Source organism: Roseibium sp., from assembly GCF_039982295.1.
Lineage (GTDB): Bacteria > Pseudomonadota > Alphaproteobacteria > Rhizobiales > Stappiaceae > Roseibium.
Genome location: NZ_JBDWYP010000053.1, coordinates 38,815 through 51,577 on the forward strand (window position 1 = coordinate 38,815; position 12,763 = coordinate 51,577).

At 60.0% G+C, this 12,763-nt stretch carries 10 protein-coding genes and 1 pseudogene; 8 read left to right on the forward strand and 3 right to left on the reverse strand.

The window, feature by feature from the left end:
• Positions 1–13: 13 nt before the first annotated feature.
• Positions 14–1,126, reverse strand: coding sequence for an S-(hydroxymethyl)glutathione dehydrogenase/class III alcohol dehydrogenase (locus ABJZ52_RS11240; RefSeq protein ID WP_348188928.1), 1,113 nt, complete (start codon positions 1,124–1,126; stop codon positions 14–16).
• A gap of 336 nt (positions 1,127–1,462) precedes the next feature.
• Between ABJZ52_RS11240 and ABJZ52_RS11245 the strand changes: the two genes are divergently transcribed.
• Genes ABJZ52_RS11245 through ABJZ52_RS11260 form a run of 4 tightly spaced genes read left to right on the forward strand, consistent with a single transcriptional unit; the run spans position 1,463 to position 6,600 of the window.
• Positions 1,463–2,716, forward strand: coding sequence for a sarcosine oxidase subunit beta family protein (locus ABJZ52_RS11245; RefSeq protein ID WP_348188926.1), 1,254 nt, complete (start codon positions 1,463–1,465; stop codon positions 2,714–2,716).
• 11 nt (positions 2,717–2,727) lie between these two features.
• Complete coding sequence (locus tag ABJZ52_RS11250) at positions 2,728–3,033, forward strand: sarcosine oxidase subunit delta (RefSeq protein WP_348188924.1); 306 nt, start codon at positions 2,728–2,730, stop codon at positions 3,031–3,033.
• On the forward strand, positions 3,030–6,032 hold the full coding sequence (locus tag ABJZ52_RS11255) for a sarcosine oxidase subunit alpha family protein (protein WP_348188922.1): 3,003 nt from the start codon (positions 3,030–3,032) through the stop codon (positions 6,030–6,032). The genes ABJZ52_RS11250 and ABJZ52_RS11255 overlap by 4 nt, the downstream gene beginning before the upstream one ends.
• The gene (locus ABJZ52_RS11260) at positions 6,025–6,600 is read left to right on the forward strand and encodes a sarcosine oxidase subunit gamma family protein (protein WP_348188920.1); all 576 of its coding nucleotides are present in this window, start codon (positions 6,025–6,027) and stop codon (positions 6,598–6,600) included. Before ABJZ52_RS11255 ends, ABJZ52_RS11260 begins: the two co-directional genes overlap by 8 nt.
• A 75-nt stretch (positions 6,601–6,675) precedes the next feature.
• On the opposite strand, the pseudogene ABJZ52_RS11265 reads toward ABJZ52_RS11260, so the two are convergent.
• Positions 6,676–7,631: pseudogene (locus tag ABJZ52_RS11265) on the reverse strand (IS481 family transposase).
• A 129-nt stretch (positions 7,632–7,760) separates the two neighbouring features.
• On the opposite strand from ABJZ52_RS11265, the gene ABJZ52_RS11270 reads away from it, so the two are divergent.
• From ABJZ52_RS11270 to ABJZ52_RS11285, 4 genes are all read left to right on the forward strand, one after another.
• On the forward strand, positions 7,761–8,459 hold the full coding sequence (locus ABJZ52_RS11270; RefSeq protein WP_348188918.1) for an endonuclease/exonuclease/phosphatase family protein: 699 nt from the start codon (positions 7,761–7,763) through the stop codon (positions 8,457–8,459).
• 249 nt (positions 8,460–8,708) lie between these two features.
• Entirely contained in the window at positions 8,709–9,416 is a 708-nt protein-coding gene (locus ABJZ52_RS11275; protein ID WP_348188916.1) for an ABC transporter permease, read from the forward strand.
• Positions 9,409–10,173 (forward strand): ATP-binding cassette domain-containing protein, encoded by a 765-nt coding sequence (locus ABJZ52_RS11280; RefSeq protein ID WP_348188914.1) that lies wholly within the window; start codon positions 9,409–9,411, stop codon positions 10,171–10,173. Before ABJZ52_RS11275 ends, ABJZ52_RS11280 begins: the two co-directional genes overlap by 8 nt.
• A gap of 38 nt (positions 10,174–10,211) precedes the next feature.
• Positions 10,212–11,054, forward strand: coding sequence for a substrate-binding domain-containing protein (locus tag ABJZ52_RS11285; RefSeq protein ID WP_348188912.1), 843 nt, complete (start codon positions 10,212–10,214; stop codon positions 11,052–11,054).
• A 97-nt stretch (positions 11,055–11,151) separates the two neighbouring features.
• On the opposite strand, the gene ABJZ52_RS11290 is transcribed toward ABJZ52_RS11285, so the two are convergent.
• Positions 11,152–12,645, reverse strand: a complete 1,494-nt coding sequence (locus ABJZ52_RS11290) for an inorganic phosphate transporter (protein ID WP_348188910.1) — start codon at positions 12,643–12,645, stop codon at positions 11,152–11,154.
• Positions 12,646–12,763: the final 118 nt, after the last annotated feature.

Sequence of the window (12,763 nt, forward strand, 5' to 3'; positions counted from 1 at the left end):
GCTCTGCCATGACTTAGTACAGCACCACCGAGCGGATGGATTCGCCTGCGTGCATCAGGTCAAAGCCCTTGTTGATGTCCTCAAGCGGCATGGTGTGGGTGATCATCGGATCGATCTCGATCTTGCCGTCCATGTACCAGTCGACGATCTTTGGCACATCCGTGCGGCCACGCGCACCGCCGAAGGCCGTGCCACGCCAGTTGCGACCGGTCACCAGCTGGAAGGGGCGGGTCGAAATCTCGGCTCCCGCCGGTGCGACGCCGATGATGATGCTCTCGCCCCATCCCTTGTGAGACGCCTCTAGCGCTGTGCGCATGACATTGACGTTGCCCGTCGCATCGAAGGTGTAGTCAGCGCCGCCCTTGGTCAGGTTGACCAGATAGGCAACGAGATCGCCGTCCACCTCACTCGGGTTGACAAAATCGGTCATACCGAAGCGCGTCGCCATTTCAACCTTGGCCGGATTGAGATCGACACCGACGATCTGGTCGGCACCTGCAAGCCGCAGCCCCTGGATCACGTTGAGACCGATACCGCCGAGGCCGAAGACAATGGCGCGAGAGCCGATTTCAACCTTGGCTGTGTTGATCACGGCGCCAATGCCCGTGGTGACGCCGCAGCCGATGTAGCAAACCTTGTCGAAGGGCGCGTCCTCCCGGATCTTTGCGAGCGCGATCTCGGGAACAACCGTGTAGTTGGAGAAGGTCGATGTGCCCATGTAGTGAAGGATCGGGTCGCCGTCGAGCGTCGTAAAGCGAGAGGATCCGTCCGGCATCACACCTGCCCCCTGGGTGGTGCGGATGGCCTGACACAGGTTGGTTTTGGGATTGAGACAGTACTCGCACTGGCGGCATTCGGGCGTGTACAGCGGGATCACATGATCGCCCGGCTTCAGGCTCGTCACACCCGGGCCCACTTCAACCACGACGCCCGCACCTTCATGGCCAAGGATCGCGGGAAAGAGACCTTCCGGGTCGGCGCCCGACAGCGTGAACTCATCTGTATGACAGATGCCTGTCGCCTTGATTTCCACCAGCACCTCGAACGCCTTCGGTCCTTCGAGATTGACCTCCATGACCTCAAGTGGCTTGCCGGCACCAATTGCGACTGCTGCGCGCGTCTTCATCCTCAAACTCCTCAAGACTCAAAATCGGGAGGCTCCCGAAACACCTTACCCGGTGATAGCGAACATGAATCAATGTGGAAACCCGTCAGTGTTTCCTGTCCGGCACCTGGCACGATTTGATCCATGGTTTTGCTGCCTTTGCAAGCCGCCAGTGAGACAGAATGACACTGTGTCGGATTTGAACAAGTCAGCGACCGAAACCGATGGGGAGCCGACGCAGCTTTGGCGATTATGGCGAAGTAGCTGTCTGGTCCCTTGTGCTGGCGACCGGGCGGCGTTACGCCTTTGAAGGACAAGGACCGAGATCAAGGTCTGCCCCATTGCCTGGAGCCGCAAGTGAAGCGATTTTCCTTTCTGGAACTGGCGAAAAACGCCTTTAACGCGCATCAGAACTGGGGCCGCCAGTGGCGTGCACCCGAGCCCAAGGCCGAATATGACATCGTCATCGTAGGTGCCGGTGGCCATGGTCTGGCAACCGCATATTATCTGGCCAAAGAACACGGCATGAAGAACATCGCCGTGATCGAGAAAGGCTGGCTTGGTGGCGGCAACACGGGCCGCAACACGACGATCGTGCGCTCCAACTACCTTTGGGAAGAAAGTGCAGCGCTTTACAATCACGCGATCAACCTGTGGCAAGGCCTGTCGACAGACCTGAATTACAACGTCATGTACTCGGCCCGCGGCGTCATGATGCTGGCTCATACCGTGCATGACATTCAGGTCTTCAAACGGCACATTCATGCCAACCGGCTCGCCGGCGTACAAAATGAATGGTTGTCTCCCGAAGAAGCGAGAGACTACTGTCCGCCGCTCAACATCGAGAAGAACATCCGCTATCCGGTCATGGGCGCCGCGCTACAACGCGTTGGCGGAACGGCCCGTCACGATGCCGTGGCTTGGGGCTACGCCCGTGCGGCCGACGATATGGGCGTCGATATCATTCAAAACTGCGCCGTCACCGGCATACGGCGCGGCATTGATGGTGCCGTTGAAGGTGTCGATACTGCCAAAGGCTTCATAAAGGCGAAGAAGGTCGGTGTCGTCGCAGCTGGTCACACCTCTGTTCTGATGGACATGGTTGGCGTGCGGATGCCTCTGGAATCAAATCCCTTGCAGGCGCTCGTGTCAGAGCCTGTGAAACCGGCATTCCCCTGCGTGGTCATGTCAAACACGATCCATGCCTATATCTCCCAGTCCGACAAGGGCGAGTTGGTGATCGGCGCGGGAACGGACCAGTTCGTTTCCTACAGCCAGACCGGCGGCATCCATATCACCACCCACACGATTGACGCGATCTGCGAGCTCTTTCCCATGTTCCGACGCATGCGCATGCTCAGGAACTGGGGCGGCATCGTCGACAACACGCCCGACCGCTCGCCGATCATCGGCAAGACGCCGGTTCCCGGCCTGTTCGTCAACTGCGGCTGGGGCACTGGCGGCTTCAAGGCGACACCGGGCTCCGGCCATGTTTTCGCCCACACGATCGCCAAGGACGAACCTCACCCGATCAACGCACCGTTCACGCTTGACCGCTTCCGCACCGGTCGCCTGATCGATGAAGCTGCCGCCGCCGCCGTGGCGCACTAGAGGGTTTTGCAATGCTTTTGATCCACTGTCCCTATTGCGGCGTCGAGCGGCCCGAAACAGAATTTGCCTGCCGCGGCGAAGCCCACATCATTCGCCCTGCCGATCCGTCCACACAGACCGACGAACAATGGGCTGAATTTCTGTATCTTCGTGAGAACCCGAAGGGTCTTTATGCCGAACGCTGGCGCCACATTCACGGCTGTGGCCGATTCTTCAACGCAGTACGCGAAACCGTGAGCGACAAGTTCGTCAAGGTTTACAAGACCGGGGAACCGAAGCCCGATCTGGAGGCACTGGCCAAGGAGATGTCCGCATGAGCCAGTCCTTCAGAACCGAGGCCGGCGGCCGGATCGATCGCGACCGAAAGGTGACCTTCAGCTTCGATGGCGACCAGCTCGAGGGCTATGAGGGCGACACGCTCGCCTCCGCCCTGCTTGCCAACGGCATCCACATGGTCGGCCGATCGTTCAAATACCACCGTCCGCGCGGCATCCTGTCCGCGGGATCGGAAGAGCCTAATGCGCTGGTCGGCGTCTATCGCCAGGGTGACCAGACTCCGAACCTGCGGGCCACCCAGGTCGAGCTCTATGAGGGTCTGAAGGCGATCAGCCAAAACAGGTTTCCCTCCCTCGGTTTCGATGTCGGGGCAGTCAACGACTTCCTGTCGCCGCTGTTCCCGGCAGGCTTCTACTACAAGACCTTCATGTGGCCACGCTCCTTCTGGGACCGGGTCTATGAACCGATTATTCGCGCAGCAGCAGGTCTCGGCAAACCGCCAAAGAACGCCGACCATGACCGCTACGCCAACCTCTACGCCCATTGCGACGTGCTGGTGGTCGGCTCCGGCCCGGCTGGTCTTGCGGCCGCACTGGCCGCCGCAGAAACCGGCGCAAGGGTCATCCTGTGTGATGAACAGGCCGAATTTGGTGGTTCTCTCCTGAGCGAAACCGCCGCGACCATCGATGGCAAGACGCCTGTGGATTGGGTCGAGGATACGATCCACACACTCCAGGCCATGGACAACGTCACGCTTCTTCCGCGCACGACAGCTTTTGGCTATTTCGCGCAGAACTTCGTCGCCCTTGCGGAACGCATCACCGATCACGTCAGCGAACCCGATCCAAATCTGCCGCGAGAGCGCCTTTGGCAGCTTCGTGCCAAGGAAGTGGTCATCGCCGCCGGCAGCATCGAACGACCGATGGTGTTCCCCGAAAACGACCGGCCTGGCATCATGAACGCAGAGGCTGGCCGCACCTACCTCAACCGCTACGGCGTCAAGGTCGGCCACAACGCTCTTGTCGCCACCGCCTGTGACACCGCCTGGCAAGCTGCTTTCGATCTGGCCGACGCAGGCGTGAAAATCGCCGCGATCGCCGATCTGCGAGAGAACCCGCCCGAGGCTTTGCAATCGATAGCTCGGGCACGCGGAATTCGCGTTGAGACCGCCTGCGTCGTCACCGGAACCACCGGCCGCAAGCGCATCAACAAGGCGCTTCTCGGCAGGGTTGCCGCATCGGGCTCTGTTGCATCTGCAGGGGATCTTGCCTGTGACAGCCTGCTCATGTCCGGCGGCTGGACACCGACTGTCAGCCTCTATTCCCAATCCCGCGGCAAAGTCGTCTGGGACGAAGCAGCCGGAGCCTTCCTGCCGGGACACCACGTTCAGAACGAGCGCTCTGCCGGCTCTTCAAGGGGCCTGTATGGACTCAATGACGTTCTCGCCGATGGCTATGCCGCCGGTGAAGAGGCTGCGAAGTCCGCCACAGGCAAAAGCGCCAAGATCACCTATTCAGTTGCCAGTGGCGCGGAAGCCGGAACGGGCGGCACGCTTGGCACCCTTCCCGTCGACCGAGATGCATCAAGGGTCAAGGCCTTTGTTGACTATCAGAACGATGTTACCGCCAAGGACGTGAAATTGGCCGTGCGCGAAGGCATGCACTCGATCGAGCACATCAAGCGCTACACGACCACAGGCATGGCGACCGATCAGGGCCGACTGTCGAACATGAACGCGCTGGCAATCGCATCGAAAGCTCTCGACAAGCCACTCACCGATGTCGGCCTGACCACCTTCCGCCAGCCCTTCACGCCGACCACCTTCGGCACATTCGCAACCTCGTCACGCGGCGAATTCTTCGATCCGGTCCGCAAGACACCGTCCCATCAGTGGGCGAGCAACAATGATGCGGCCTTCGAAGACGTCGGCCAGTGGAAACGGGCCTGGTATTTCCCGAAGGCCGGTGAAGACATGCATGCGGCTGTGGCGCGCGAGTGCGCCGTTGTCCGCGACAAGCTCGGCCTCTTCGACGCCTCCACACTCGGCAAGATCGAGGTCGTTGGACCAGATGCGGCCGAGTTCCTCGAGCGCATGTACACCAACCCCTGGAAGAAGCTTGGCGTCGGCCGTTGCCGTTATGGGCTGATGCTCAATGAAGCCGGCTTCATCATCGATGACGGTGTCGTCGGGCGCATCGCCGAGGATCGCTTCCATGTAACAACGACGACAGGCGGCGCGCCGAGTGTCTTTGCAACGATGGAAGATTATCTCCAGACCGAATGGCCTGACCTTGATGTCTGGATCACCTCGACCACCGAACAATATGCCGTGGCTGCAGTTCAGGGACCATTGGCCCGCGAAGCCATTGCGCCCTTTGTTCAGGGCATTGACCTGTCGCCCGATGCTTTCCCACATATGAGCGTTGCAACGGGAACCTTCTGCGGCGTTCCCTGCCGCCTGTTCCGCATTTCTTTCACCGGAGAGGTCGGCTTCGAAATCAATGTCCCTCGACGCCACGGCGAGATGGTCTGGAAGACCCTCGAAAATGAAGTGGCGAAACTCGGTGGCTGCACCTATGGCACCGAAACCATGCACGTGTTGCGTGCCGAGAAGGGTTACATCATCGTCGGTCAGGAGACCGACGGCACGGTGACACCCGACGACGCCGGTATGACCTGGGCCATTGGCAAAAAGAAACACGACTTCGTCGGCAAGCGTGGCCTGCAGCGTCCCGACCTTGTTGCCGACAATCGCAAGCAACTGGTCGGACTGTTGACCACAGACCCGGCGGTCGTTCTCGAGGAAGGCGCCCAGATCACGGAGAGCGCCAACCCGGCAGTGGGCACACCGGCGGACGGCCATGTGACATCATCCTATCATTCCCCCGCCATGGGTCGTTCTATTGCCCTGGCTTTGGTCAAGAACGGCCGCGCGCTTGAAGGCAAGACCCTGCATGTTCCCATGCCGGAAGGCTCAATTCCGGTGACCGTCACCGGCCCGGTGTTTTTCGATCCGAAAGGAGACCGGCTCAATGGCTGATGATCTCGTATCGACACTCTATGCTCCCGATGCCGGACAGGAACCGCTTCTGGCCCTGCCTGATGTCTCCATCCTCAAGACCGCGCCATTGGCCCGCCTGTCCTTCCGGGGCAGAGACGGCGCCCTTGCCGCCGCGGGCAAGGGCTTTGGCGTCGTCCTGCCGACCACGCCCCTGAGCGCCGAGATCGGCACGGACCGCGCAGCCTTTTGGCTTGGCCCGGATGAATGGCTGCTCATCGCTCAGGAGGACCTGCTGAGCGATACCATGGAAGGCCTGGCGAGCGCCCTTGGCGACACGCCTCATGCCCTGGTCGACATCTCCCATCGTCAGGACGCCATGCTGTTGACCGGGGATCAGGCGGCCTGGCTGCTCAACAGCGGCATTCCGATCGATCTACACCTTGAAGCCTTCCCGGTCGGCATGGTGACACGCACCCTGTTCCACAAGGCTCCAGTCATGCTGTGGCGGATCGGACCGGACACCTTCGTTGCGGAAGCCTGGGGCTCTTTCATCGACTATGTCGCCGGTCTGCTCGTCGAGGCAGCGCAAGAGCTAAAGGCCGCCTGACACACAGGCTTTCGGGCATCGAACGCGGCGGCGGCAGACCGCTCGCCGCGTTGACAAAGGCGAAACCGATTTCGCCTAGGTGTGGTTTCCAATGAGGTTGTTCATTGATTTTGGATCAATCGGCTGATCGGTGTTTTGAAGTTAATGCCGCCATGTGGCCTTTGGCAATTGTAGATATGGAGCCATCGTTGCAATGCGGCGTTCCTTTGCTCTGAGCTTTTGTACGGCACGCCGTAGGCCCATTCTTCCTGGAGGGTTTTGATGAAGCGTTCGGCCTTTCCGTTCGTCTGGGGCGTGTAGGGTCTGGTTCGGATGTGTCTTGCACCGAGCTGCTGTGTGGTTGCGGCAAAGAGGTTTGATCGGTAACCGACGCCGTTGTCGGTCATGACGCGTTCCACGGTGATACCCTTGGCAGCGAACCATCTGGTCGCCCGTACGAGGAACATGGCGCAGGTGTACCCTCGTTCGTCCGGCAGGACCTCGACATAGGCAACCCGGCTGTGATCATCGATCGCAACATGAACATAGTCATAGCCAAGCCCACGGGAGCGCTGACGCCTGTGATGTCCGGTTATGCGATGGCCGATCTTGTTGAACCGCCCCAGTTTCTTGATGTCCAGATGGATGAGGTCCCCGGGACGGGCCCGCTCATAACGGCGCACGGGTTCGGGAGGTGTGAGACGATTGAGGCGGTTGAGCCCCCACTGTTTCAAGGCATGAGCGACGGTCGATCTGGGGAACTTCAGGAGACCGGAAATTTCCAGCGCCGTAAGCCGTAACTGGCGCAAGCTGCAGATCAGGTCGCGCCAGCCGGCCATGTAGGCCTGGGCGCACGTACGCGGGGCACTGCTGCGATGGACGAGCCCCTGAGGCCCTTCCTCACGATACCGGCGCAGCCACTTGTGGACAGTGCGCACCGAGATCCCGAAAGCCGCCGCAATAGTCGCTGCAGCCTCTCCGTTCTGGTGACGCAGAACAATTTGCTCTCGACTGTAAAAACACGTGCGGGCATTCTTGTGCGGGTTGTTCATTCCATCGATCCTGAAACTGATTGTGTTTGGTCACCAACCAGCCTCAGACCTTCAATGCGAATGAACAACCTTCTTGGAACTCACACCTAGGGTCTTGAACATGTGACCTCAAGGCTGCAAGTTCGACCCATGCTAAAAATCGGCTCCTACAATATTCAAAAAGCCATTGGCGTGGACGCACGCCGGCGTCCCGAGCGCACGCTCAAGGTGATCCAGGAAATGGATTGCGACGTCATTGCGCTTCAGGAAGCCGACAAGCGCTTCGGCCCGCGCGAAACCACCCTCGCCCGAGACTGGATTGCCGAACACACCGACTACAAGGTCGTACCATTCGCCATCAGGGACGCCAGCATCGGCTGGCACGGCAATGCCATCCTGGTGCGCAACACCGTCGAAATCCTCGACCACTCCCGTCTGGAGCTGCCGACCCTTGAGCCACGCGGCGCGGTCATGGCGGACATCAGACTGAATGGTCAGACGTTTCGGGTGGCCGCAATGCATCTGAGCGTGCTGGCCACCTACCGCAAGCGCCAGATTGCCTCGCTGATGTCACAGCTCCACGCCCACGCTTTCGACCTGCCGACCGTTCTCGTTGGCGACTTGAATGAATGGTGGGACACGGCGCAGAGCCTGAAATTGTTCGACCCGCATTTCGAGGTGACGACCCCGGGCCGGAGTTTCCCCTCACCCATGCCACTTGCAAGCCTCGACCGCATCATCACCAGCCGCGAGTTCACGGTTGAACAAGCCGGTGTACATCGGTCGCAAACGGCCCGTATTGCATCGGACCACTTGCCGGTCTGGGCAGAGCTGACCCTGTCGCACTGACACTGCGTCACGTTCCGCCCGCAAACACCGATTCGATGGCTATGGACCCTGTTTCTGTCTGAGAGATCAGTCGGGCTCGGCTAGCCGTGTCCGGATCCCCGCAGCAGCACCCGCCGATCGCCAAGAGAACCGCAAGCTTTTTGGCGGGCAAAGCGGTTTGCCGAAAAGGCTTCCCAAACAGCCTTTCACACAACTCATATATGCGATATATTTTCCAACGGGAGATCTTTTGGGAGATTTTACAGATTTATGCAGGATTTTGCACAGAGCTTCTATCTTGCAGGGCAGCTTCTGGTCAGCGGTGATCCGGAGTTGGGTGAAATCGTGGCCCTGTCGCTACGTGTGACCGCATCGGCCCTCGTGATCTCCGCGCTCATCGGCCTGCCCCTTGGCGCTCTTCTTGCCGTTGCGCGTTTTCCGGGCCGCACTGCGCTGACGGTCCTTGCCAATGCACTTATGGGACTGCCTCCCGTGGTCGTCGGCCTGACGGTCTACATGCTGCTGTCCAACGCTGGTCCGCTCGGCGTCTTGCAACTGCTCTACACGCCAACCGCCATGATCATCGCCCAGAGCATCCTGATCACGCCCATCATCATCGCCCTGACCCGGCAAGTGATCGCCGATCTCAACGCCGAATATGCCGAGACCTTTCACTCCCTCGTTGTCCCCGGCCATACCGCGGTCCTTGCTCTTCTCTGGGATGCCCGCTTTTCCATTCTGACAGTTTTGTTGGCTGGCTTCGGTCGGGCGATCGCCGAGGTCGGCGCGGTCATGATCGTCGGCGGCAACATCAATCACGTCACAAGGGTCATGACGACCGCGATTGCGCTTGAAACCTCGCGCGGTGAGCTGGCGCTGGCGCTGGCCCTCGGCATGGTGCTCCTGCTGATCGCACTCAGCGTCAATGGCGCGGTTTCCCTGCTGAAGGGCGTCGACAGGAGCGCAACCCATGCCTGAGATCCTCAGCTTCCCGACGCGCACAGTGAACGCTCCCAGCAACCTATCGTCGCCCATGCCGCTTTCCGTTCGCCATCTGGCATTCCAGGCCGGGCACACATCGATCCTCAAGGGCCTTGATCTCGATCTGGACAGCAACGCCCTTACGGTTCTGATGGGCCCCAATGGCGCAGGCAAAAGCGTTCTTTTGCGACTGTTGCATGGGCTCCTCGCACCTTCCTTTGGCGTGGTCCTCTGGAACGGGCTTCCGCTGGACAAGTCTCTACGCCGGCAGCAGGCTTTGGTGTTTCAAAAACCGGTGCTCTTGCGGCGGTCGGTCAGAGCAAACCTGAATTTCGCCCTCGGCCTGCGACCCGTTGCAAAGCGCGCAGAAAAGCTGGCGCACGCTCTTGCTTCCTCTGGTCTGGAGCATCTGGCCAAGCGCCAGGCCCGTGTCCTGTCCGGCGGCGAGCAACAGCGTTTGGCCCTTGCCCGGGCGCTCATCCTTGATCCGAAGGTGCTGATGCTGGACGAACCCACAGCCAACCTCGACCCCGCCTCAACGCTCTTCATCGAACAGGCCATCGCAAGTGCGAGCCGGCGCGGTGTCAAGGTGATCCTGGTCACCCATGATCAGCACCAGGCCCGCCGCCTCGGCGAGGAAGTCGTGTTTCTTCACGACGGCAAGATCACGGAGCACAGCGACGCAGAGCGCTTCTTTGACCGCCCAGAATCAACAGCAGCCAGAGCCTATCTCTCCGGCGACATACTCGTTTGACCATTGATTTCAAAAACACCTTGAAGGGAGACCCAAGAATGACGTTCCTCAAGTCCATGATTGCAGGCGCACTGGCATTCGGCCTGGCCGCCGGTGCCAACATCACGGCAGCGACCGCAGATGACTTCATCGTGGTGCAATCGACGACCTCGACGCAGAATTCCGGCCTTCTCGACGAAATCCTGCCGAAGTTCCAGGACAAGACCGGCATTGAAGTGCGCGTTGTCGCCGTCGGCACCGGACAGGCTCTGAAAAACGCTGCCAATGGTGACGGCGACGTGCTTCTGGTTCACGCCAAACCGTCCGAGGAGAAATTCATCGCGGCCGGTAATGGCGTCGAGCGCTTCGACGTCATGTACAATGACTTCGTGATTGTCGGCCCCAAGGACGACCCGGCGGGCATCAAGGGCATGACGGACGCGCCGGCGGCCATGGCCAGGATCGCCGAAAATGGCGCACTCTTTGCCTCACGCGGCGACGACAGCGGCACCCACAAGAAGGAAAAGGCGCTCTGGACAATGGCAGACGTCAATCCGGACGAAGCCTCCGGCACCTGGTACCGCGAGACGGGTTCGGGCATGGGTGCGACCCTCAACGCGGCAGCGGGCATGGGCGCCTACACCATCTCTGACCGCGCCACCTGGCTGGCATTCCAGAACAAGGCCGACCTTGCTGTCCTGACACAGGGCGACGACCGTCTGTTCAACCAATATGGCGTTATCCTGGTGAACCCCGAGAAACATCCCTCGGTCAAGGCAGAGGCCGGACAGACCTTCATCGACTGGCTCACCGGTCCTGAAGGCCAGAAGGAAATCGCATCCTTCAAGGTCAATGGCGAACAGCTGTTCTTCCCGAACGCAAGCTCGAGCGTCTCCAACTGACCTGACCGCAGATCAGTCGCTCAAAAAATGAGAAACGGCGCCCTCGCAGGCGCCGTTTCTCATGTGTGGCTCCTGTTCTCGGTTTCCCGACAAATTCTCAGCGGATAATCGCTGCGGTAAGGAAAAACAAGGCGCCGGACAGCAGCGCTGCAACCGGAACCGTGATCATCCAGGCGGCAAGTGTTGTCATCAAATGGGCCCGGCGAACGAGTTTTCGACGCGCCTGCTCTTCGCGGTTTCGCACAGGCCGCAGCCTCTTGGCCTTGCCGCTTGCGCCCTCGTTCAGGAAGTCCATCCGGCGCTCAGACCGCGCTGTGTACCATTCGCGGAAAAAGCCAACACCAAAGACCGCACCAACGGTGATATGCGTGGAGCTGACCGGCATGCCAAAACCGGAGGCAATGATCACGGTGGTCGCCGCCGACAGTGCAACACAATAGGCCCGCATCGGGTTCAACTTGGTGATCTGTCGACCAACCATGTTGATGAGCCGCGGGCCGAACAGCAAAAGACCGAAGGAAATTCCGAGGGCGCCGACGGCCATAACCCAAAGGGGAATGGCAACGCTTTCGGCCACATCGCCGAATTCGGCGGTATGAACAATGGCCGCCAGCGGACCAACCGCATTGGCCACGTCATTTGCGCCATGAGCAAAGGACAGCAACGCCGCCGAACACACGAGCGGGATGGCGAAGAGCTTGCGCAGCGACTGGTTCCGGTTCTCAAGCCCACGGGACTGACGCGCGATAAGCGGCCGGGTGATCATCCATGACAGCAAGGCAACCACACCACCCGCCACCAAAGCGGTGGAGAGCTCTATCGTGACGATATGGCTGACGCCCTTTACCGCCAGATAGGCGGCAAACATTCCCGCCATGACAGCAATCAGGACAGGCACCCAACGGCGGGCAGCAGCAATCTTGTCGTCCTGATAAACGATGAAAGCCTTGATGATCCAAAGGAAGAACGCTGCAACCACGCCGCCAACGAGCGGCGAAACGACCCAGCTCATGGCAATGCCGCTCAACATGAACCAGTTGACGGACGAGAAACCCGAAGCGGCAATGCCGGCGCCCATGACACCGCCGACAATTGCATGGGTCGTCGACACGGGCGCCCCAAACCATGTTGCCATATTGATCCAGAGCGCGGCAGAAACGAGCGCTGCCATCATTGCCGCGGTGAAAATATGGGAATCGGCCACAGCAGCTGGGTCGATGATGCCCATGGAAATGGTGTCGACGACATCGCCTCCAGCCAGAAGCGCCCCTGCGCTCTCAAAGATGGCTGCAATTACCAAGGCTGTCGTCAGCGACATCGCCTTGGCGCCAACCGCGGGCCCGACATTGTTGGCGACATCGTTGGCACCGATGTTGAGCGCCATATAGGCACCGATCGCTGACGCAGCGACGATCACGCCACCACTCGGCACTCCAAGCACATAGGCCCCCGCCAAAACAGCGCACAGGACAATGAAGAGCAGGCCTGCCCCGGGCGCCATCAGACCACGGCCAAGGCTGGTGGCAGCCTCTTCCATGTAGCTGATCTTGTCCAGATCCTTGTCCAGTGTCGGCTTCTTGTACCTGTTCATGTCTGGTCTTCGTTCCAGTATATCCAGCTGGACGACGTTTCACCCGCCTGGCAGCTTTGAAAGAGCGCTCATGGCGATAAGGGATCTTTGCAAAAGGTCAAATACTAAGCCGGCGCAA